Genomic DNA, 21,676 nt, shown 5'->3' on the forward strand with positions numbered 1-21,676 from the left:
ATCATCAAAAAAGAACTGATCTACTTGAACAAGTATGCAACCCGTTCCGAAGCCGAGAAAAGCATCTTTGAGTACATTGAGGTCTTTTACAACAACGAGCGCATCCATTCGTCAATTGGGTATTGTACGCCTACTGATTTTGAACAACAATATCACTTCAATACGGTGAATCACTAAAATTTGTGTCTACTATCTTGACAGAGGTCCAAACTCCCTCTCGTGAATTGATTTCTCTCTTTGTGCCATGGATGAACTCCGCCCTCTCCAAGTCCCCTGCGGATTCACCGCATCCTCCTCGGAGCAAGTCCTCGTGGATTGTCTGCCTTCAATGCCCATCCTTGAACGCCAAGATATTCAATTCCTATTTCATGTTCAGCCCTTCCGCAAGCTGTTGCAACAACTTGCGTACTACGGCGTCTGCTGACTTCTGTACGTTCAGCCTGCTTTCACAAGCAGGGTTACGAAGTTACTTCGCCTACCGCACAGACCTCCCCAGGTAAGAACGCTATCTTCCTCTCCATCTATCTGCCTCATTTACTCCCATTCGCCTTCGGCAGTAAGGACTTTGCTTTGTTTAGCAAGCTCATCCAACGATTGTTAGCCTTGTATGAGGTTCGTGTTCCTCAGACCGGAGATTTGCCGCCGACTTCCTTCAGATTCCACCTCACGGTGGACACCCTTGTCTTAAGCTAATGGCTACTACTGCCTTCACCATTCGGGACTTGAACCCTAGAGATAGCGCCCATGCTGGGCGCACTAAAAAAATGCACGCCATAAGCGTGCATACCAATCGTGTGAATTTTCTCGTCCTATTCATCTTTTTCAGCCGCCTTCACAAACATATAGTTGGAGAAAAGACTGGCTGTTGGAGAGACTTTTAATGTGCTACCCCAATCCCCACCAACATTGGTACTCATCTGAATGTCAGTATACCCTTCATACCATGCTCCTTTTTCAAATCGGAGATCGTTCGGGAACCATTGATCATATAGCAGACGTTCCGATTTATCATAATCAACAAAGCGTACCCTGAAATGTGCGCGAATATGATCGGAGCCAAAACCATCATAGAAGCTCATGCTTGGTTCGGGATCAAGGTAGCCTTCAATACGAATATGATTTTCTTTCACCCAACTCACATATTCACGAATGCGCCGCAGCTCTCCATCCGAGTTCTGCATCTTGGTCGCGAAAAGTGCTTGTGCCCACGAATCGTCAATTGTCCGATAATCCACATTCAGCCAGAGACTCCCAAACGTCTTAATACGGGTCATCCAAATATCCTTGTTTTGCTTACTATATTCTGCTTGGCCTGCAACAGTAGCGGCCACCTTGTATCTTTCCTCATGATGATAAGGATACACCATTTCATACATCGCGTTCGGAACATCCGCCAGAATATACGGATAATCCGCTGCATTTTTCGGGAGATTGGTCGTGCGAATCAACCTGCCCCACGGATCGGTCTTGCCATTCAGTTGTTCCGTTGAGGTCAAAAAAACCGTATTCGTTTTACTGTCCCACTCCACCGCCACGCCAAGGATTTCGCTGACAAATCGCAACGGAACAAAGGTGCGGCCGCCTTGCATTACTGCTTGGGTATCAAAGGCCACTTCTTCGTCATTGACCGTTGCGATATTGCTGCCAATGGTCAAGCGGATGCTTTGTGTATCCTTCTGAATCGGAACCGACCTGCTCTCCGCTTCCCAACCTACCTTTGCGCCGAGCGCCTCCGCGACAAACCGCACCGGCACCAACGTTCGCTGGTTCTCGTCGATGAACGCCTGTGCATCGGGAAACCACAGCTTCATGCCGTCCATCACCACCGTGACAAACGTTGGCGGCTTGGACGCCGCACTCGCAGTAAGAGCAAACCCATTCACCAGCACGGCCATGATAAGGACCAGCAATATTCGTTTTTTCAATCGCTTCACTCCTTAAATCAGAATGGTTCGTATGGAAAAACTTTCTTGTCTTCATGATAGGGGATACCGCTGGAGCCTGTCTACCTTACAAATGGGAAAAGCGGCTCCCATTCTTAATGAAGAAATGGGAGCCGTGCCTTGCTTACACACCCGAGCCGAGGGTGAAGGTCAACGTCGCCGTATAGGTAGTCGCTACCGTGCCGACCACATCATTCACCTCATACTTGCTGGAGCCGCTGCTTACCGAAGCAACCGTAACGGTTTTCGGCACTGCCAGCGAGTAAGAGATGCCTGCCGTATACTCGCCCATGCCGTAACCCGGCGCCGCCTGGATCAGCTTGAGCGGCGTGGCAGACAGCGTGCCGTTATAGGCCAGCGGCCCATGGGTCGGATCGACGGATTGGCCGCTCAAGGAAATAACCGGTGTACCGACAATGACAGAAACAGCGCTAGCCGGAATTTTGACGGTATACGTTCCCGAGGTTGTCGGGTCAGGCAAGGAGCTGCTCACAAAATCGGTGGACGAAACGGAAACCGACCAGCCTGCACCGCTACCGCGGCTATCTCGAACGGTTATCCCATTGGAGGCCGTTGAGATCTGATTGGCGGTTACGTCCAGCATCACGGCGCTAAAGGAAATGGCCGTCTGCGACGATTGATTCGTCCCTGCGATGATGGATACCGTTTCGGCATGGGCAGCGGCAGGCAGTAAAAGCGCCGTTACCAGGGCAAGGGGAAGTAGCTTGCGAATGAAGTTGAACATGGATTATTTCTCCTTTACAAATGATTTAATCTATATGAACACGCTGTGCCTGGGCGCAGCATGGGGTTTTAATGCGGCTCCTTGTCACGTCGCTTGTCATTACGCTTTCGAAGCCATGTGACAATCGCAAGTAGCAGCAACAGTCCGATATATAGGTAGAGGCGATGCAGCCCAAACCAAGCCGAGGGCAACGGGGAACCGTCCTCCGCCACCTGCACCACCTCACCCGAGGACGCCGTCCCCCAACGTGTCCGTTCTTCCTCCCCTTCTACCTCGAAGGTCAGCACCCTTTGCACCGTATACCCGTTGACGGTCGTGGAAACCTCCGCCACATACGACCCTGGAGCCAGCGGCCGACTCAGCTCAGCTCGGTGCTGCGCCACTGTCCCCGCGTAGATGGAGTCAAAGTGGGTTGCCAATTGCAGCACTGGCTTGTCCTCCTCTAGCTTTTTGACCAGCACCTTCATCTCCGGCTTGGACAAGCTGCCGCCCTCATTCATTAGCAAAATGGAGAGGAACGCTTTTTCATTCTCCTGTCCATACGTGATCGAATGCGGAATCGCCTGAGGCGGCTTCGCTTCGTCCAGCTTATAGTTGAGAACGACCTGCAGGCCGGTTTTGCGGACGATATGTGTCACAAACCGCGCCAGCGCGTCGTCCGTCACCTCCACGGCCTGATCCTGATTGTCATACACGCCGATAACCGCGATATACTGCCCCGGCTGTACGAGAGCCGGGAAGCGTAGCTTTACGCTAAAGTGTTGTGTTTCCCCCGCACGCAACGTGATGGTGCGATCCGGTGTCGTAAACCAAGCCGCCGCCCCGAGATCCGGATCATCCGGTAACGTAAAATCCTTGCCGCCGCCAAGCGCCGGAATGGCCTCCGCCATATAGAGTAGGGCGGTGATTTCATGCTCCGTCGGATTGCTGACCTCCACCGCGTACTCTCGCTCCGCACCGGGGACAATTTTCTCGACGTAGGCGCCGAGTTGCGGATGGATGAGCTGTGGATTGCCGCTCACGATCAATTGCTGTCCCTCCGTCGGGGCGGAAAACCCCGTTCCAACCCAAAAAACCGTTGCCAGCAGCAACAGTCGAATCCACATCGTTTATTCACTCCTTTGGTTCAAATTCCGCTCGTGAGTGTGAAGGTGAGCGTACATGTATACGTGCCGGCCAACAACCCAATGGTGTCACCCGGCGTATAGGCTGAGACAGGCGAAGCCTGCAATACCTGCACAGTCATCGGCACTGTCAGCGCCAAAGACAAGGTCGTCTCATACTTCCCGGTGCCGTATCCGGCATCGGCCTGGATAATCGGAACGGAGGTGGACCCCAATATTTGTCCCGGCAGGTACTTGGGGCCGTGAACGGCGTCAATCTCCATTCCTTGTAGCACGGTAATCGGCGATGCGCCGTTTAACGTCAGGGTGGAAGCCGGGAAGCTTGCGATCATACTGCTGCTTCCCGTTGTCGGATCAAGTCCAGACCAGTAGAAGGGGGAAGCAGATACGCCCAACATCCATCCCGCGTTATAGCCGCGCAAGTCGGAAACCGTGATGGGTAACGTTGCCAAGCTGTGAAGCGTGGATGGCAGAACTACCGGCGAAAACGTAGCCGTTCCTTTGGCGGCTGCCATTGTACCCGTCACCAAGCCGGGCAGAGCACGTGAACCTCCACCATAGCCAAGCACTGCCCCCGTTCCATTGCCCCAGCTATACAGCAAATCGTTCGTTCTTCCCGCCAATACAAAGTTGGACTTCGTACCGCCTACAAACTGTACTCCTTCAATCTGCGTTTGTACTGGTGAATGCCGATCCGTGCCGGTCCCGTCTCCCAGCTTGCCGCCCCAATTCGAGCCCCAGCCCCATAACTCTCCATTCGACAGCCGCGCATGTGTGTAATCTCCGCTGGCATGAATAGAGGCTGCGTTCGTCAACGCAGAGAACAGCGTAGGCTCGTATCGCCTGACGGTATCGCCAAATCCCAACTGCCCATACGTATTTACACCCCAGCACCAGACCTGACCGTTATCTTCCATCGCAAAGGAGGAATCACTTCCTGCCGATACGCTGACGATATTCGCCAAGGTGCTGTGCCAGTAAGGAGTCGTCACTGGAGGGCCAGCACCGCCATTGCCAATGCCACCGTAGCTGTTGCTTCCCCAAGCATACACATGTCCGTTCGTCGTAACAGCCACACTATGCGCGCCACCTGCCGCTACGCTTCGAACTGCAGACAGTCCCAATACTTGCACCGGGGAGCTTTTGCCCACGCTTGTCCCATCGCCAAGCTGTCCCTGCTGATTGTCACCAACCGCCCATAACGTCCCGTCCTCGCGTACAAAGAATGCAAAATGGACACCAGCCTCCACCTGTGTCACATCGGTCAGTGAAAGCAGTGTTGGCTCATCTCTTTGTTGGGAGTCACCAAGGCCAAGCTGCCCCTCCGCGCCTCGTCCCCACGACCATACCGAGCCATCATCTTCCAGTGCGTAGCCTGAGGTAGAGCCGCAAGCGATGTCCTTAATCTGATGCAGGGATTGAATCCGGGTAGGGAACGAAACGGCAGCGCTGCTGGAATCGTATCCCAACTGCCTTTGTTGGTTGCTGCCCCATGACCACACCGTCCCATCCGATTTCAACGCCATGGTAAACTCGTTGCCACCGCAAGCCTGAACATAGACCGGCCCGGCTGCCTGTACGACAGGATTATGGACGGCAAGCCACAGCATGATTCCGATTAATACACGGATATACACATCCGACTGCCTCCTTTCTTGAACACGAGCTATGGTGAGCAGGGCAGCGGCATGTATCCCTTGCGTGCTGCTGCCTGTTCGCTGACAAACACTTCTTCACGCGGGTAGCCATAGCCGCAGGAGCTGCGGTAGTACACCTTCATTTCTCCCTTGCGAGCGCCGATAATAGCCTCCTGCTTTAGCACCCGGCTCCCGCCAAGCGCGTAGCTGTTGTACTGCCTAGCGCCAATCGGAATGCCTTGTAGAAATGCTAGGACGCCTACGTCGTCGATGCTGTTGCTCCAGTCCTCATCCGGAATCAACGGCAAGGTGAACACGTAAGAAAACCCATCCCGAGAGACCGTGTCGTTGTATTGGTTGATCCGATAGGCCAGCTCGTCCTGAATCGCCCCGACAATCGTGCTGCGCCTTGTCCGCTCAAATTGTTCGGCATCCTGCAGAAGCGGAATCGACGTTTTCTGCCGAATGTCCTGCCGTAGCCCCTCTTGCCAGCTTCCACTCGTCGCATCGTAGGCCAGCACCTCCTGATCCAGCGTAAACGACAGGCTGTTTCCCGCCGCGTCCGAATAGGCATATGGCTTCTTTGTTCCCCAAACGGGCTTCATGATCATTTTTCCGTCCGTGCCCGTCCATTCCTGCTCACTGTAGACGTAGAAGCCGTCATATCCGACAATCACAATTGCCGGAATGTAACGTTGCAGTGTGCCTTGAGCCACGGGATCACCTGTAACACCGAAGCCCGCATCAAGCGTTCGGTAGAACGCCGCAACAGCGTCTTCCTTATTAAGCGCAATTCGTTTGTCCGAGCCATACTGCGCTTCTCGTTGCTGGCTGGCATTACCGATCAACTGGCTTGCCGCATCGTCCACCGCCGCATCCAGCGCCGCATCGTAACGCAGCTCGGTTAGCAGCGTCCGGCGCAGCGCATCCGTCTCAATACGGTTGATTGTCGCAAACGGGAGGAACAACAGCGCGCCGACAATGGCCCACTCAATCCATCGCATGGCGTACCATCCTCCCGTAAGGAATAACGATCTTTTCATTCGGGCTAATCGTGTTGTTCAGCATGTCAAAGATCAGCGTCCCTGCCGTCCGGTTCGTATTGCGTACCGTAACCGAAAAGCTGTCGCCCTCCCGCATGCGGTAGCGGCGGCTGAAATCGTCCTTGGCCAGCGTATTATCGGGGAACAGCACCGGCATAATTTGTGCGTTGTAGTAGGCATCAAAATGAATTTCATAAGTGCCATGGAATGTTTCCGGCCGAGTCGGGTCTTCGTAAACCGGTACATAGGTCTTGCTGCCATGCTCCATTTCAACGACAAAGCTGTTACCGGTTGCCTCCAGCGCGGCCATAAAGTCGTTGTACATCACAGGCGTAATGCCGCCTTTGTTGCGCACCGCATCCACAAACGAGGTCGTCGCCCGCAGCGCAATCAGCTCGGAAATATCGTCCTGCTGGTCAAAGGCGGCGGAGAGGGGATACAGGTAAAGCAGCAGAAGCGCAATCAGCACCGCGAACAGCTTGACCAGCGTATTCATGGCACACGCCTCAACAACAGCCGTAGCAAATGCCCATCCGCGTCACGTTCATTATCAGGCACATATTTCGCCTGCAAAGGAATGCTCATAGCGCGAAGCTGCTCCCGTTCTAACGGTGCTGCGTACCTCACACCGTCAACAATCATTTCCGCATCGCCCTCCTCCAGCCGTGCCAGTGCATGAAGCACATCCGTGCCGCTCATTGTGCCGTCGCCAGCTACAGGGCTTGCGGTCTGATGCAGGCTACGATCCTGGGCTTGGCCTGAGACGTAAGCCAACGCGTTCAACGAAGCCCCGTTTTGAAACAGCAGCAGCCCCGTTCCCACAGCCATCAAAAACGCCAAAAATGCGACACTCATCTCCATCATCGTTCTCGGGGCGTAATCCACCCGCGGTTCCTCCCTTCAGACGAAAGCGCCGGGGCTCCCCCCGGACGCTTCCACCCCTTCTTTCGGTCTTACTGCTGCCGGAACACAATGCCCCGAATCACATTGCTGCTGTCCAGCACCAGATTTGCGCGGAACTTGCCGCTCGGACTCACGTAGTTGATGTCCGCCTCATCTACGGTTTGCGCGATCAAGCCCGTAGCTACACCCACGACCGTACCGTAGGTCACGTTGTCCATCGGCACGCTTGTATTAATCGTTTTGCCATACCATTGTCCAGCCGGATTTTTACCGGTGTAAATCTGAATGCCGAATTGATCGGCATCGCGGAACTTGCGCAGCGCATTGACAACCTGGCTACCCGAAAGGGTTGTATTGTCATACACAGTAAAGGCCGTTTGCGACAGCTCGGTTTGAATATTGCTGAAATTGCTTTGCGCTGCTTTGGTGGAATCCTGGGCTGAAACAAACAAGACCACAGCCAGGGTAATGAGGGCAATTGCGAGGAAAATCCCCGCTGCCATCACCAGTGCTTTTTGTGCATTGGACATTGAATTCGCTCCTTATAATGGGATCTACAAAAAGCCTTCCCCGTGAAGAAAAGGAAGGATCATTGTGCCTTTTACTGAATACGTTGGAGCTGCTCATAGTAAGCGGTCATTTGCTGCAGGCTGACGACGATAAGCGGGATAACCAAATACCCGAAGATTAGCGTCATCAAGGGGGTAAAGCCAATCCAGCGCCCCCAGCCTGCCTTTTGCTCAATCAACTGCTCATACTCCTGCTTGCGCTGCTCCCGCGCAAACGCCTGCTCTGCTTCGAGATCGTCAAACGCCTGGCGAATCGTCAAATGTTGCGAAGCCAGCTCCAGCTTCTCCACCGTCCGTACAAACGGCAGAAACGGCGCATCCTCCTTGAGCTGCGCCAACGCCTGCTCCTCGCCTTGCTCAAAGTGGAGCAAGCACACCTGCAACGGCTCCTTGAAAACACGGGCAAACTGTTCCATCCAGATCAGCAGTTGTTCTACTGACATGCGCTCCATCCCAGCCAGCATGGCGATCACCGCTTGCAGTTGATCGACCTCGTGCTTCATTTCCATCCGCCGCATCCGCCGCTCAAACAACCTAATACCGACGGGCAGCGCATACCCGCCCCAGCCAGCTGCGAGAGCCAGAAACACCTCCCACCACAGCAGCCATGGCTGCTCCAGTTGCACAAGCTTCTCCATTACCCGCCGCGCGGTTAACCGAAGCTGCTCCTCTTGTTCTGTGCCACCAGCCTGCTGTCGTAGCAGATTCATAATGATGCGTTCGTTGCGCGGCCTCACCTCCTTTACTTGTTCCAGAATCCGACGATCCAGTGCCGCAGCTTCCTGTGCCTTGGCTTCATCCTCGACCGACAACTGCCCAAACAGCATCCCCGGCTTGACTGGCGCATAGAGCAGTTGATGCCGCTCCGCTGCATGCATGGACACGAACAGCCCTAGCACGGCAGCAAAAGCCAACGCGCCCGCGGCCAGGCGCTGCACATAAAACCATTCCAGCCGCAGCGGTGAAGCCGTATCCTTGAGCAGCCGAGTCACCCGCTCCGCTTCCCGCGAATCGGGAGCCGGCTCCAGCCGCTGGACGATCCAACGCACCCATGGCCAGCCGTACACGCGCTTTTCCCAACGAGTACGGCTCGTATGCCGAGCGCCACCATCCAACTCCGCCAACGCGCGGAGCAGCACATAAGACAGCCATACGACGACGAGCAGGATCAGCTTCGCCAACCAGCCGAACGCCCCGGCGTAGAAGGCGTCCATCGAGGGAAAGAAGTGGCTTGCCCATGCCTCAATCGGACGGGTAAAGAGCAATGGTACTAGCGCAATCACCGTCAGCCCTTGCAGCAAATAGCTAAGCTTCTCTCGCCGCAGCAGCTCCAGATTCAGCTCGCCTAACAGCTTTTCCAGCCCTTTCAGGTAAATCGAGCCGTTTTCCGTTTTTCGGTCACCATGCTCTTTAATGAGATAAGACAATCCGGCCATTCCCTGCAAATAGCGGTTGGGAGCCAGCTCCACGTATTGTGCCAGCTTGTCCTCCGCGTCGCTGTCCGTCAGCATCTCGTGCAGCTCCTGCCCATGAAGCGCCATTTCATAGGGCGCACCGTCTGCCGCTTCGTAAATCGCTTCCTCGACCATGCCATGCCGATGGTAGTGATGGCGGATATCGCCAAAAAAAGTGCGAAGCTGCCGGAGCAGGCGTAGCTCCAGTCGTTGCACGCCCATGTCCGCCAACACGCCATGCCCTACCCATAGACCGAGCAGCAGCATGCCCCAGGTAAACAGATCGCGTACCATGACAGCAAGCGGAATGACGATTAATAGCAGAAGACTCCATACCCACAAGGCTGATTTCATCGTCTCCAGCCGCAGCTTCCACTCGTCGCCAAGCCGAACGATCAGGAGACGTTTGCGCAGGTGATGCAAATAGGCGCGCAGGATCGGCACCTGCTCGCACACGCTGTACAACTGTTGCAGAAAACTGTACATCGCTTGCCTGCGCGATGCTTGTCCCGGCTTACGCAGCGTTTCGTAACGCCGAATGGCAGCAATGTCTGAATCGCGGCGGGATAGCCATAGGAACGCCGCAACTGCCAGCAAGAAAAGAACCATCGAAATGCCGAGCAGTGGAGAAAGCCATTCTCGAATCATGGTGCTTCCCCCCAATGGCTGTCCAGAAAGGCATCGAAAACCGCTTGATCCGGGCCGCTCAAGTAGGTCGCCATGTCCTGACGGCTTTGCTCGGACAACGGATGAACGGCAACATACTGTCCGTCGCGGTACTCAATCAGATTCCGCGCGGTATACAGCGGGCGATCTGTCGAGCGCCGAAAAAACTCCAGCACCGTTTCCATAAATGCGGCCAGCCGCACATCCTTGGTCATTTTGCCGGAAAAATCAGCCGGATAATCTGCTTCCTGTGGCTCCGGCACACATTCCGTAATCCGTTCGATATAACGCCTACCATCCAAGTCACGGCGCAGGTGAATATCAAAATTGACCACGCTGACGACCTGCTGCTCCGCAACGCGCTCACTACTGAACACGCCGGTTTTAAGCAACGAATTGCGCAGCGACAGCACCAAATCGCGGAACGTTTTAGCGTGATGGGTAAACAGTGTAAATAGGGATGCAACTTGCGCCATCTGCACCATCCAGGCCGCAACCGGGTCGGTCGCTACCTCGCCCAAAATGTTTACAGAGCCATCCGTCTTCTTCTGAATGTCCAGCCCTTGCTGGCCGGTAATCGTTTCCGTCTCACGCAGGCTGATGATGTTGCGGTTCGGGTAAATCTTGCGCAATTGCAGCTCGAAGCTCATTTCCTGCACCCGAATTGGCAGCACTGCTGGAATATGGCGCACCATCGCCATTAGCAGGGTTGTCTTGCCACTGCCTTGTGCGCCAGTGATCGCCGTAATACGTGCGCCTGCTACCAGATAGCGGATGAGCCCAATCGGCAATTCCGCGTTTTCGTCCTGAATCAGTTGCTCTAGCGTAGCGCTCTGCACATCAAATTTGCGCACAAAAAAAGCACACGATTCTGAAAACCGGGGGCGCAATACGACGACGCGGGAACCATCGCCCATTTCATTGACCTTATAGCCATTTGCTTCGGATAGTTGGCCGGGAAAATTGTGCTTATAGATGATTTGGCAGACACGGCGCAGCTCCTGCTCCGAGCCAAACGACAGGAAGCTCAAATGAATGGACTTGCCCTTGTAAAACAGCCAGACGCTATCATGCGAACGAGGAAGCACCTGCCACTGCAACTCGTCCTCCAGCGCCCATTCGCCCTCCCACATCAGTGGCGGCAGCCCAGATACGCCCCCGGACACACCATCGATCCGCATATCGCGCAGCTCGTCGATGACGCTAAAGCCCTTGTAGTGCTGATAGATTCGCTGCACGACAATGCGAAGCTTGTCTTCGGTCTGCAAGGAGGGCGATTCCTTGGCGTAGATGTCCCGAATCTCTGCCCTCGAAATCCGGTAAGCCTCAAGCTGCCCGTCCTCATCGAAGCGTTTCCGATCCAGCTCATATGCCTGAAGCATCTGCTCCAGCGCCCGCAGCCCGAATTGCTGCTTGTAACGATCCAGCAGGATGTCGAACTGATCCTGGGCGGTGAGCGAGTCGGGTTGATGAAATGGCAGCAGCAGATTCAGGTGCGCATCATCCAATACGTATTGCTGCATCAGCAAATCGGCGATCACTTGCTTCACGTATTCCTTGTCCCGCAAGTCGCCGGAGGTGCAGCCGCGAAGCGCCTTCTTTAGCTCTGCCCGCTTGCTCTTACGGCGGCGATACTCCTCCTCGGACAAGCCAAAATCGCTGAGATGGCTCGTTGTCATTTCGTGCAACGTGTCTTTGACGAATGCCGTCATCGCCTCCAGCGTATATGCCGTTTCTTCCCTCGTTCCCTCCGGCAGACGGCGGCTCATGCGCAAATAGAGAAAGAAAACGGCTAGGAGCAGCAAGGAAATGACAATCAAGGTGTTCAACAGCGTCATCATAGCTTGTCCTCCTTGCCGCCGAACAAAGGCTGATTCATGCCCGCGCCATCGATCAGCGCATGCGCCAGCGCCCGTACCTGATTGACAAAGCGATGGTTCTCATGCTGGCGCAAGGTCTTGCGATTGCGAAACCAGTACGGAATCGCCTCACCATGTTGAACTGCATCCAGCCAGCCCGTATTGTGCACAACCGGAAAGGCCGGTTGCTGCCAACGAAATCGGCGTTGGAGGTTATTAATGGTTAGGGACGAGGCCGGATCGAACTGTCCAAACACGAACATTGCTTTCCGAGCGCCGAGTTGCGCGCTTTCCGGCGACTGAAAAAAGCGCTCCAGCAGCAAGCGATTTTGCGGCAGGCAAACGACGAGGAGATCCGCCCAATTCCGCAGCTCCTCCCGCCAGCCCGGAGCGGTTCCGCTACCGCCGTCCAGCAGCACTAAATCGTAGGCGCGCCTAGCGGTGTCCAAAAGCGGCTCCAGCCAGCGTTCTGCCATGCCTGCAAACCCTGCGCTTGGCTTCGCCGAGCCGGGAAGCACATCCAGCCGTTCCCGGAGCAGCGGCTGCGCATAATCTCGCAGCATACTCGCCTCCAGCTTGCGGTTTTGCAGCAGCCGCAATAGCGCATCCATGCCGATATCCGGCAAGGGGGATGGATTTTTTTCCGGCGTGTAAAAGGCGCGCTGCACCGCCCCATCCTCCTCTCGTAAAAGGCCGAGGAGCAGCATTCGCGACGAATATTCCAGCCCCATACATGACGCTGCCGCAAGCAGGCTGGCCGTCGTTCCGCTCTGGCCGGGGAAGGGACTCCAAAACACAACCATCATTCCCATCGTTCTACTCCCTTCTACCAGGCTCGCCATCGCTTTTGGGCGATTGCCCAAGCGCGCCGCGCGGTCTTCGCATCGCAATCTCCAAGCTGTTTTAGCATTGTGAGCAGCACCTGCCGGAATGCTCCGCTGACGCGGCGAAGGTCAATACGATGCTGATGCTGATTGTGCACATCCGCTATGGCATCGCGTTCATCCAGCGGGAAATGAAAGGAAGGCTCCAGCCACTCCACATGGCGCAGCCGTGTTTCCGCCCGCCAAGCTGGCAAGCTGCCCGGTAACGCCGGAGACAGCCAATCATAAAAAGAGAGCGGCGCTTCCGCTTCGTGCAAGCACAAGCGCAGCAGCAGCTCTTCATTTTTTTGCAGCGACAGCCGCTTGCCGTCCCAGCACCATACCCGCTTGTCAAAGTCGGGCAAATTGCGTCCCGTTACCATTTGGGTATGATCGGTGTCGAGTAGCAGCACATCGTACGCGCCCAAGGTTCCTGCCTGTTCCAGCGCGTGATCCAGTTGCGCGGCTGTAATGTAACCATAGGCTACATCTATGTCCTCAAACTCCTGCACGGCGCTGCCGGTGAAGACGGGCGGCAAATAGCCCTGAACAGCTTGCCCCATTGTGGAATCCACTAGCAGCACCTTCTTCCCCATTGCCGAGAGCAAGCGCCCCAGCGCCAGTAGCACATGGCTCTTGTCCGCTGAACCGAGAAATATTATTTTTTTCATGGCCGTCTCCCTTACTGATTGAGTATGTCCTCCCACCGTTCCTCTCCCGACGGTGCTTCTGTTTCCGTCACCGCTTCCGTTCCGCTGGAAGTCGAAAGAGGAACGGTTGATTCTGCCGGGGCAGAAGGAGTCGGTGGTTCCTGCGTGGGCACCGTAGAAGCCGTGGGTTGCCCGTCTCCTGAAGGTCGGTTATTGGATACCTCCGTCTCCGAAGTTCCACTGCCCGACTGCTGCTGCGCTTCAAACATGGCATTGCCCTGCCGGGTAGTTGCACGTTCATTTTGCAATTGCTGCTGTAACGTAACATTGCCGCTGGAGGCCCGCAGCTTGTCCGACTCGCTGACCGCCTTTAAATTGGCATCCAACGTTTGGCGCAGGCTTCGAGCCAATTCCGTTTTTGCCGTTTCAAGCAGATTCGGGTCGATTTCCATCAAATCCAGCACCTTCGGATTGGCTGGATAGTTTACAACGGCCGCCTCCTGCAAGCCAGGCTCGATGTAGGGCAATGCGTAAAGCCGCGCCCCTTGCAGGTAGGCGTCGATGATCGCACTGGATGTTTGCAGCAAATCCATCTCGTTCAATTCCAGCCAAATCACATTGCCCGACAACTGCCGCACCTGCTTTTTGGACAGCAGAACAAAATCCTCTCCAGTCGGGAAACCGATCCGCACATCGATAAACTGCTCGGTCTTGAGATTGGAAGGAAGCTGAATCACCTGAAACTCCTTGAGCCGTACATCCTTTGGAACCGGCTGCCCTTCGTACAACAAAGAGGCATGCAGCGGCGTTCCCGCCTCCAATTCCACTTTGGCATGCTTGCCGATTATCGCTTCCCGATCCGTAAGGATACCCGCCGGAACAAGGGTTACGGGCATCGGAATTGCCTGCAGATCATTGGCTGTCAATTCATTGCCTGCCCCAACATTCTGGCTTACTACCCATACCTCGCGGCTGTTCAATTCCTTCTCTTGCTTCAATTGCGCGAGCTGCCGCTCATAGCTTTCTTGCATCTGCTGTTGCAATTGCTGTTGCTCGTTATGCTGCATGAGCAAAAAGACGGCTGCCGCCACAAGCAGCGCCAGGCTCACCGCAATGGCACCGATAACGAGTGCCTTGCGATTGCGATAGTTCCAAGACATCGCGAACGACTCCTTCCTTCATTCGAAATGATTCCGTTTTGTTTAGCGGGCGTCCCGCGACTTAGGCTTTTGTTGCTTCTCCGCCTGATGAAGCGCCAACTTCTCCTGTGCCCATGCTGGTGTATGCTCCGGTTTTAAGAAGCCCAGCAGGTCTTCCCGATTATAGCGGCATTCATCACCTGAATAGAGCCTCATCGCGAAAACGGCCCTTCCGCGTGAATTCCCCGATGCGCCGAACCCCCCCGTCACCCAAACCAATTGATGATCTGCTGTGCGAAATTCCGGTCGCAGCCTTTCCGGTCGAATCACGACAAGCCTGCCACCGAGTTCATCCTCGCTTTTGATGGGGAGGCAATGGTCAGTTTGAATCTGGGGCATGGATTCTGGAATGGCAGAACGCTCGATCTGAAGCTTTTCAATTTGCCACTGCAATAGCTTGCCAAACTCCTGCATCGCCTCCAGATAGTCCTCGAATCCTTCTGCACCATAATACTGATCAATACCAAACAAATTATTCTGATCACAATAGCAGACCAGATAAGGCTTCTTGCTATTCGTCGTGTCGATGCCCAAAATAACCTCGACCCTGCCAATGGGCAACGCCTGATAGACCTCATAATCGCCAGCCATTCGTTTCTCCTGCTCCATCGTCAATCCTCCCGACACCTTTTGCGATTAGTCTGCTTCGGCTTGGTTACCGTTCCTTGTGCCTGCTTCCTAAGCGGTCGTTCCTCCTCCTCGGACGGACAGCTCTGCGTGAAACCCGGCTTTTCCTTCATTAGTTGCTCATACTGACGCCGTCTTCCTTCGGTAAAATCCATCGGACTGCTCCTTTCTGCAAAAATGGGCATAAAAAAATCTCTCCATCTGAGAGAGACGATAGGGTGAATTAACGCTCGTGTTCCCGTTCCCGCTGTTTCCTGCGATACCAGTTTTCCAATAATTGCACGAGCAGGTCTTCCTTTTGTTGCTCGGTAAATTCTTGCGGAAAGAACTTTTCAACACGCTCCTTACGGATCGTCAGCTTCTCCTTCTGATTGGGCTTTTCCTCTGTCAAAATAGCAAAGATAACATCACCGTTCAGCTTGCCATCCTGATTAAGCTTTTTCATACGCTGCGCCTGCGCCAGTGATGGCGTACAGTCCTCGGCCTGCATCGTTTCCAGCAGAGCTTGCTGTTCTTTCTCGGCCAAGTAAGAGATTTCAACCGCGGGGCCAAATGCCATTTCCTTGTCATCGACCATATCAAGAATGGGAGGAATGAGTTCTGTCAGGCGGATATAGCGTTGTATCTGTCTGCCACTCTCACCAGATTCACGCCCTACTATATCTGCACTTTCCAACTTCCCGACAACTTGTCGGGAAGTTAAATCTGACCGTCGGCCTTGTCGAGTGATTGCAGCTAGCTTCATTTTATAGGCAAATGCCTTTTCTCTTGGGGACACATGCTCCCGTTGCAAGTTACTGTCCACCATAATAATGGTCGCCTGATCATCATCCAACTCACGAATAATACATGGAATAGACTCCATTCCCGCCATTTCACTCGCCTTTTTACGCCGATGCCCGGAAACCATTTCAAAGCCACCATCAATTTTGGGACGTACCAGCACAGGAACCAGTACCCCGTATTGCTTTACGCTCTCCGCCATCTCCAGCATTTCATCGTCCGCCTTTACTTTAAAGGGGTGATCAAGGAAATCACTGATCTCTGCCAGCGGAATTTCCTTGATCTGTTCCTTCTGTGTCGCACTCCGGGTTTCTTCCGTCGTAAACAAATCATCGACTGTGGTCAGCTTTATGCTGGCGCGCCGGTCTTCTTTCGCTGCCAATATCCTGCACCTTCCTCGTTAATGAAGCGTATGCCTTGGCAACTTGTCCGTTCGGATCGTGCGCATAAATGCTTTTGCCGCGTGCGCTGGTTTCCGCCGCGCGGATAGAGAGAGGAATTTCTGTTTGAAACACACGCAGCTTGTCCCCATAATCGCGGCGAAGGATGAACGAGATATCTTTGGCAAAATTGGTACGGCTGTCGACCATAGTGAGCAGCACCCCCTCTACTACCAGCTTCTTATTGATCTGACGTCGAACGCGGGCAACTGTCTGTAACAACTGTGTCATTCCTTTTGCGGGCAAATAATGCGCCTGAACAGGAATGATGACGCTATCTGCCGCTGCCAAAGCATTAATCGTCATCATCCCCATGCTTGGCATACAGTCGATCAGGATATAATCATAGTTATCTTTTACCGAATCAACATACCCGCGCAGTATCGTTTCCCGGCTCATCGTATTGACAAGCGCCACTTCAACGGCAGACAATTCGATGTTGCCCGGCATCAGGTCAATTCCCTCGTGATGCTGCAAAATACCCTCCTGTGGATCGAAGGCTTCCTCTGCCATACATTTTTGCAGCATTGTCGCCAACGATACCGGGAGGTTGTCCGGCTCTTGAAAGCCAAGCGAATCCGTTAAATTCCCTTGCGCGTCAGCATCCAGCAGCAGCACCCGGTTGCCTTCCGCCGCCAACCCAATGCCGAGGTTGACCGCTGTCGTTGTTTTGCCCACGCCGCCTTTCTGATTGGCAAGGGCGATAACCTTGGCCATGTGGTTCAGTCTCCTTTCAATAGAAAAGGCCGGTTGCTTCGAGGAATTCGAGCGTCGGCCTTTTAAGGCTATCTATATTAAAAGAGATCACCCAAAAAGGATGAACTCTTGGATATTCTACTTCAAAGGGTACTTTCATCTACGGGCAAAAGCATTTCCGTCAAGCTGCTTGCTTTCTGCGTTGCACCAGAAACTTAGAATAACAACAAGTGTCTGTACACATGCAGGCTTTATACCTGCGGGCAAACCCTTACAGTAATCACTGATGGGTGAGTAATAGGTAACCATAAAAAAATTTATCCGGCGGACAGCGGTGAACTGTCTCCATAAGCGCACGCTTACGCTTCCTCCAGGATCGCTGCAGGCCGCCCCCATTGCGATAAACTGTGGCTAGACGGAAGTATCATGATCCCACCATGCAGGTCATCGCCGTAAATGGAACCACCATTTCGTTATGCACCACGAAATCGCTCTCATCTTGTCCTGCATGATGAACGGACGGCAAGAACAATATGGTCATGGCGCGCTTGCATACTGGCTACCCTTCGAGGCTGCATGGGGAATGTACCGGACAAACTTGTATTCAATTTTCAAAGGGCGGTTTTGAGAGATTTTGTCTCTCTATAAGCCGTTTCATTTTTCGGGCAAAATCGGGTACTCTGAGAAATTTTTTTGGAGGAATTTATTTCGGGGCTGTATGGTCTTCTTCTACTCTATCCAAGACAACTGCTTCGCATAGTCTGGCATCGGTCGCAAAGCATGTCTTAATTATCAAACTAAACTAAAACATCTGTTCATAACCGTCCAACTTTTTTAGATCAAAATTTAAATTAAAAGACTATTTGTCCAACTGTGTCCAATAATAATTTGACTAATTTCGTTACCCCATAATATAATGGATACACAAATCATCACCAAGAATTGAGGAGAATAAATGAAATCAGGCTTGATAATAAAATTGATTGAAGCACATTGCACTGGAAGCGAGGATGCGTTTAAGAAAGCCCTTGATGATTTGGCGAATGATGAGGAACGCAAAGGAAACGCCTCTCTGTCCAACTCTCTCAGGAATGCCTATTCATCTGATAAAAAAAGCATATCGTTCTCTTCAAGTCCCATATCTGAAATGACTTTTTCTATGCAAAATGCTCTGCCAACTCCTAAAGATAAAGACAGCGCACTGGAACTTATAGAGGTTTTACACCCTAAAGTCAAGTTGACTGATGTCGCACTACCAGAAAAAACAAAAGCTGCATTACATCAAATTATTGAAGAGCAAAAACAAGCAACTGATTTGTTATCTAAAGGTATCTCGCCCACTAATCGGATATTATTCTGTGGTCCACCCGGTTGTGGAAAGACTTTGACAGCAAACGCAATTGCTGGAGAAATTGATATTCCAATTGCTTATGTAAGACTAGATGCACTAGTATCCTCATATCTGGGACAAACAGGAACAAACATTAGAAAAATTTTTGAATTTGTAAAAAACAAACGAATCATGTTGTTTTTAGATGAGTTTGATGCGATCGCCAAAAAGAGGGATGATGCACACGAACTAGGGGAATTGAAAAGGGTTGTGACGACGCTGCTTCAAAATATGGATTCAATGCCAGCAAACGTCTTTTTGGTAGCTGCCACCAATCATCATCATCTTCTTGACCCCGCAATTTGGAGGAGGTTTGATACTTCAATATTGTTGGAATTACCCAATACACAGCAGCGTGAAAGCATTATAAGTAAGTTTATCAGTGAGACCCTTGATGGATATATAATTGAAGTTAAACTTTTAACGACTTTGACAGAAGGTATGAGTGGTGCACAAGTGGGGACCTTTTTGCAGGCAGTCGCAAAGTATTGTATCATGCATCACCGAGAGAAGAATGTTACAAAAGAAGATATTGCCAACGTTTGGGTTAAACAATCTACTCTTTTGGTTAGCGAAGATAGCGATGCATATACTCACGCTCTCTATAAGCTGAATAAAAGCGGTATATCTATGCGCACACTCGAAGAAATAACAGGGATATCAAAATCTACTTTGAGCTACAGATTCAATAAGGAGGAGAAGATTGATGAGCAAGGATAAAAAAAGCCACTTGTGGATTCCAGATGAGGAAGTACAACGATTGAATAAAGCGCTAAGGGCTATTCCACCGCAGAGAAATGTATCCTACGCGGAACATGGTTCCAAACTAAGCCACAGCCTGAAAGAGATTAAACATACTTTGGATTCAGTTGCAACCGACAACTCATTAGGGGATTCAGATTTACTTGTTTTTAACATTGAATTGCCCGATGGTGAAAAAATTCAAGATAAACAAACTTTATTCGATTCTAACGGTATGAAAGTAAGGGCAGTAAAGAATGTGAGAAGTGCTATCGTCACCTCTACAAGCACCCAGTTTCAAACTCTGAGAAATCGAGTGGACGCGTATACACGGAATGGAACCGGGAAAACTTACTTCGATTTCATTGAAGATTTCAAGCCCTATATCGGTTCTGAAAAGAATTCAAGGGAATTGCAAAAGTTAGCTACTTCTGCTCAAATCCCTGTTATTTTAGATATTCAACTGATGTTGATACCAAATCTTGAAGATCACGTTTACCAAACGACAATGACCCAGTTGCTAGAAAAAATCAATGCAACAAAAGGAGAACTTCAAGAGTCACCTTACTATTTATCGGACAGAACACCTGTTGTCCGTGCAATAATTCCTTCGACTGCATTATCTCGATTTGAAAATGATTCTGCTATCTATAGGATTGAGAAAACTGATTTTTTTAACGTAGATGCCACACAAAATACCGCGATCGACTTGGAAAGTATAGAAATTGATCCCAGCGTAAACGTAGATGAACTGCCAATTGTCGCTGTGTTGGACTCTGGTGTAAGTTTTCCTCAATCTCTGTCTGCTTTGATTACCCAGAATTGGATTGCTCCTAATTCTGGTGCTGGTGATGGAGACCACGGGACTAAGGTTGCAAGCCGAGTAGCGTTTAAGTACCTAAACCAACAGTTGCAATCGAATATAGTTACTCCGAGAGCTAGAATCCTAGATTGCAACATTCTTGACGGAAGTGTGCCAGTAAATATTTTCATACAGCGTATACAAGCAGCGGTAAACGCACACTCCGATATTGTGAAAATTTACAATTTATCCGCAAATGCAACGTCACCTATTGAAGGGGATGAGATGAGCATTGTCGGTTATGAATTGGATGCCTTGCAACTAAGAACTGGCGTACAGTTTATTGTCTCCGCGGGCAACCATACACTTTGGAAAACAGAATTTCGTTTGGAAGATATTATTGATGATGATGATTCAAGAATCTCGGCCCCAGCGGATTCTATGCTATCTATAGTTGTTGGATCAATTGTAGGCGCAGACCATGAGAATAGTCTTTCCGAAAGAAACCAAATAGCACCGTATAGCCGACGCGGTCCCGGTTTCAAAGGATTCTCAAAACCAGATTTAAGTGCTTATTCGGGGACGATCGTTCTTGATGGTCAAGACGCATCAGTTCCTAATGATCCCCTTTCAATGCTGATATCAAAAGACGGCAAGCTAATAGCTGACGCAGGGACTAGCTTTTCTGCTCCTATAGTAGCAGGAGACTATGCAGAGATATTAAATTCGATTCCGGATCGAGACACGTTACTTTCTAAAGCCCTGCTTTATCACAATGCTGCTGTACTGTGGGACGAAGACGGGATGGAAGAAGACGAGCTTACCCTAGCACATAATCTGTATGGTAGAGGGCTTTCTAATGTTGAAGAAAGTAGGTTCTCATCTCCGTCAAAAGTAACTTTTGTCAGGACAGGCTCTTTGAACAGAGTTACTAAAGAAAGAGTCTCAATTTACATGCCACAAATTTTGGCAGCCCAAGTAGGTCGTAACGTTGCAAAAGTATCTGTAACCTGTGTTTCCAGACCATTGGTTGATAGAACAAAAGGAACAGAATATTTAGGTGCGTATATACGGGCTTCATTAAAGAAAAGTCATTCGGATGGAGTCACATTAATGCCTGTTCAACAGGATTACCGAGAAGGCAGACAAAAATGGGACATTTGCCATCAGTTTAGCAAAACATTTTCCAAATTTAATTCTGGTGATTGGCAAATTTGGCTCGAACTTTTTGGACGGTGGGACGATAAAAATGATGATGTTCCCTATGCACTTGTTGTCACTATAGAAGATGTTAGTGGAACGTTGGATGTTTACAGTGAAATAGAAGCTTTAAACAGGTACAGAGCACTTAATACAATTCGTATTAGACTTGATAATTAACCGACTCTCTGCTGTTGCCTTAACATAACTCAAGGGGCTGCCAAGTCAGTAAAACTGAGGGACTGTAAAATAAATTGTGTAAACTCCTAAACCAGACTACTATAGAAGTAGACAACGAGAGGCAGGAGAACACGATGGGAATGTTTACAAAGGAACAGCTAC

General features: G+C 51.5%; 20 protein-coding genes. 3 read left to right on the plus strand and 17 right to left on the minus strand.

What is annotated here, in order from left to right:
• Positions 1–15 precede the first annotated feature (15 nt).
• On the plus strand, positions 16–177 hold the full coding sequence (locus ACFQ2I_RS19965) for an IS3 family transposase (RefSeq protein WP_377567421.1): 162 nt from the start codon (positions 16–18) through the stop codon (positions 175–177).
• Positions 178–809: 632 nt separating this feature from the next.
• Here ACFQ2I_RS19965 and ACFQ2I_RS19970 read toward each other — a convergent pair.
• The 17 genes from ACFQ2I_RS19970 to ACFQ2I_RS20050 all read right to left on the minus strand — a co-directional run bounded on the left by ACFQ2I_RS19970 (position 810) and on the right by ACFQ2I_RS20050 (position 17,222).
• The gene (locus ACFQ2I_RS19970; protein ID WP_377567383.1) at positions 810–1,925 is read right to left on the minus strand and encodes a copper amine oxidase N-terminal domain-containing protein; all 1,116 of its coding nucleotides are present in this window, start codon (positions 1,923–1,925) and stop codon (positions 810–812) included.
• Positions 1,926–2,067: 142 nt separating this feature from the next.
• Positions 2,068–2,688, minus strand: coding sequence for a WxL domain-containing protein (locus ACFQ2I_RS19975; RefSeq protein WP_377567385.1), 621 nt, complete (start codon positions 2,686–2,688; stop codon positions 2,068–2,070).
• A 68-nt stretch (positions 2,689–2,756) separates the two neighbouring features.
• Positions 2,757–3,794: a hypothetical protein gene (locus ACFQ2I_RS19980; protein WP_377567387.1), complete on the minus strand. Its 1,038-nt coding sequence runs from the start codon at positions 3,792–3,794 to the stop codon at positions 2,757–2,759.
• A gap of 20 nt (positions 3,795–3,814) precedes the next feature.
• Positions 3,815–5,449, minus strand: coding sequence for an RCC1 domain-containing protein (locus ACFQ2I_RS19985; RefSeq protein ID WP_377567389.1), 1,635 nt, complete (start codon positions 5,447–5,449; stop codon positions 3,815–3,817).
• A gap of 29 nt (positions 5,450–5,478) precedes the next feature.
• Complete coding sequence (locus tag ACFQ2I_RS19990; protein WP_377567391.1) at positions 5,479–6,453, minus strand: hypothetical protein; 975 nt, start codon at positions 6,451–6,453, stop codon at positions 5,479–5,481.
• Positions 6,440–6,988, minus strand: coding sequence for a hypothetical protein (locus ACFQ2I_RS19995; RefSeq protein ID WP_377567393.1), 549 nt, complete (start codon positions 6,986–6,988; stop codon positions 6,440–6,442). The genes ACFQ2I_RS19990 and ACFQ2I_RS19995 overlap by 14 nt, the downstream gene beginning before the upstream one ends.
• Positions 6,985–7,377, minus strand: coding sequence for a hypothetical protein (locus tag ACFQ2I_RS20000; protein WP_377567395.1), 393 nt, complete (start codon positions 7,375–7,377; stop codon positions 6,985–6,987). The genes ACFQ2I_RS19995 and ACFQ2I_RS20000 overlap by 4 nt, the downstream gene beginning before the upstream one ends.
• A 68-nt stretch (positions 7,378–7,445) precedes the next feature.
• Positions 7,446–7,925: an ABC transporter permease gene (locus ACFQ2I_RS20005; RefSeq protein WP_377567397.1), complete on the minus strand. Its 480-nt coding sequence runs from the start codon at positions 7,923–7,925 to the stop codon at positions 7,446–7,448.
• Positions 7,926–7,996: 71 nt separating this feature from the next.
• Complete coding sequence (locus tag ACFQ2I_RS20010) at positions 7,997–10,066, minus strand: hypothetical protein (protein ID WP_377567399.1); 2,070 nt, start codon at positions 10,064–10,066, stop codon at positions 7,997–7,999.
• Entirely contained in the window at positions 10,063–11,925 is a 1,863-nt protein-coding gene (locus ACFQ2I_RS20015) for an ATPase, T2SS/T4P/T4SS family (RefSeq protein WP_377567401.1), read from the minus strand. The genes ACFQ2I_RS20010 and ACFQ2I_RS20015 overlap by 4 nt, the downstream gene beginning before the upstream one ends.
• A complete protein-coding gene (locus ACFQ2I_RS20020) occupies positions 11,922–12,755 on the minus strand; it encodes a hypothetical protein (protein ID WP_377567403.1) in 834 nt (277 codons plus the stop codon). Before ACFQ2I_RS20020 ends, ACFQ2I_RS20015 begins: the two co-directional genes overlap by 4 nt.
• A 14-nt stretch (positions 12,756–12,769) precedes the next feature.
• Positions 12,770–13,477, minus strand: coding sequence for a hypothetical protein (locus ACFQ2I_RS20025; RefSeq protein WP_377567405.1), 708 nt, complete (start codon positions 13,475–13,477; stop codon positions 12,770–12,772).
• 11 nt (positions 13,478–13,488) lie between these two features.
• Positions 13,489–14,616: an SAF domain-containing protein gene (locus ACFQ2I_RS20030; protein WP_377567407.1), complete on the minus strand. Its 1,128-nt coding sequence runs from the start codon at positions 14,614–14,616 to the stop codon at positions 13,489–13,491.
• 42 nt (positions 14,617–14,658) lie between these two features.
• Positions 14,659–15,264, minus strand: coding sequence for a hypothetical protein (locus ACFQ2I_RS20035; RefSeq protein ID WP_377567409.1), 606 nt, complete (start codon positions 15,262–15,264; stop codon positions 14,659–14,661).
• A 2-nt stretch (positions 15,265–15,266) separates the two neighbouring features.
• Positions 15,267–15,437, minus strand: coding sequence for a hypothetical protein (locus ACFQ2I_RS20040; RefSeq protein ID WP_377567411.1), 171 nt, complete (start codon positions 15,435–15,437; stop codon positions 15,267–15,269).
• Between the two features lie 68 nt (positions 15,438–15,505).
• Positions 15,506–16,447 carry a ParB/RepB/Spo0J family partition protein gene (locus tag ACFQ2I_RS20045; RefSeq protein ID WP_377567413.1) on the minus strand — a complete coding sequence of 314 codons (942 nt, stop codon included), beginning with the start codon at positions 16,445–16,447 and terminating at the stop codon, positions 15,506–15,508.
• Entirely contained in the window at positions 16,395–17,222 is an 828-nt protein-coding gene (locus ACFQ2I_RS20050) for a ParA family protein (RefSeq protein ID WP_377567415.1), read from the minus strand. Before ACFQ2I_RS20050 ends, ACFQ2I_RS20045 begins: the two co-directional genes overlap by 53 nt.
• Positions 17,223–18,156: 934 nt before the next feature.
• Here ACFQ2I_RS20050 and ACFQ2I_RS20055 point away from each other — a divergent pair.
• Together ACFQ2I_RS20055 and ACFQ2I_RS20060 are read left to right on the plus strand one after the other, a co-directional pair.
• Entirely contained in the window at positions 18,157–19,311 is a 1,155-nt protein-coding gene (locus tag ACFQ2I_RS20055; RefSeq protein WP_377567417.1) for an AAA family ATPase, read from the plus strand.
• Complete coding sequence (locus tag ACFQ2I_RS20060; RefSeq protein WP_377567419.1) at positions 19,298–21,514, plus strand: S8 family peptidase; 2,217 nt, start codon at positions 19,298–19,300, stop codon at positions 21,512–21,514. Before ACFQ2I_RS20055 ends, ACFQ2I_RS20060 begins: the two co-directional genes overlap by 14 nt.
• Positions 21,515–21,676 lie beyond the last annotated feature (162 nt).

This window comes from Paenibacillus chungangensis (genome assembly GCF_042675905.1).
GTDB classification, from domain to species: Bacteria; Bacillota; Bacilli; order Paenibacillales; family Paenibacillaceae; genus Pristimantibacillus; species Pristimantibacillus chungangensis.

Excerpts from the sequence above, each read along its gene's own strand:
- ACFQ2I_RS20030 (WP_377567407.1), bottom strand. The coding sequence starts at position 14,616 with ATGTCTTGGAACTATCGCAATCGCAAGGCACTCGTTATCGGTGCCATT.
- ACFQ2I_RS20040 (WP_377567411.1), bottom strand. The coding sequence starts at position 15,437 with ATGGATTTTACCGAAGGAAGACGGCGTCAGTATGAGCAACTAATGAAG.
- ACFQ2I_RS20060 (WP_377567419.1), top strand. The coding sequence starts at position 19,298 with ATGAGCAAGGATAAAAAAAGCCACTTGTGGATTCCAGATGAGGAAGTA.
- ACFQ2I_RS19975 (WP_377567385.1), bottom strand. The coding sequence starts at position 2,688 with ATGTTCAACTTCATTCGCAAGCTACTTCCCCTTGCCCTGGTAACGGCG.
- ACFQ2I_RS20055 (WP_377567417.1), top strand. The coding sequence starts at position 18,157 with ATGAAATCAGGCTTGATAATAAAATTGATTGAAGCACATTGCACTGGA.
- ACFQ2I_RS20050 (WP_377567415.1), bottom strand. The coding sequence starts at position 17,222 with ATGGCCAAGGTTATCGCCCTTGCCAATCAGAAAGGCGGCGTGGGCAAA.
- ACFQ2I_RS20005 (WP_377567397.1), bottom strand. The coding sequence starts at position 7,925 with ATGTCCAATGCACAAAAAGCACTGGTGATGGCAGCGGGGATTTTCCTC.
- ACFQ2I_RS20025 (WP_377567405.1), bottom strand. The coding sequence starts at position 13,477 with ATGAAAAAAATAATATTTCTCGGTTCAGCGGACAAGAGCCATGTGCTA.
- ACFQ2I_RS20020 (WP_377567403.1), bottom strand. The coding sequence starts at position 12,755 with ATGGGAATGATGGTTGTGTTTTGGAGTCCCTTCCCCGGCCAGAGCGGA.
- ACFQ2I_RS19980 (WP_377567387.1), bottom strand. The coding sequence starts at position 3,794 with ATGTGGATTCGACTGTTGCTGCTGGCAACGGTTTTTTGGGTTGGAACG.
- ACFQ2I_RS20010 (WP_377567399.1), bottom strand. The coding sequence starts at position 10,066 with ATGATTCGAGAATGGCTTTCTCCACTGCTCGGCATTTCGATGGTTCTT.
- ACFQ2I_RS20015 (WP_377567401.1), bottom strand. The coding sequence starts at position 11,925 with ATGATGACGCTGTTGAACACCTTGATTGTCATTTCCTTGCTGCTCCTA.
- ACFQ2I_RS19995 (WP_377567393.1), bottom strand. The coding sequence starts at position 6,988 with ATGAATACGCTGGTCAAGCTGTTCGCGGTGCTGATTGCGCTTCTGCTG.
- ACFQ2I_RS19990 (WP_377567391.1), bottom strand. The coding sequence starts at position 6,453 with ATGCGATGGATTGAGTGGGCCATTGTCGGCGCGCTGTTGTTCCTCCCG.
- ACFQ2I_RS20035 (WP_377567409.1), bottom strand. The coding sequence starts at position 15,264 with ATGGAGCAGGAGAAACGAATGGCTGGCGATTATGAGGTCTATCAGGCG.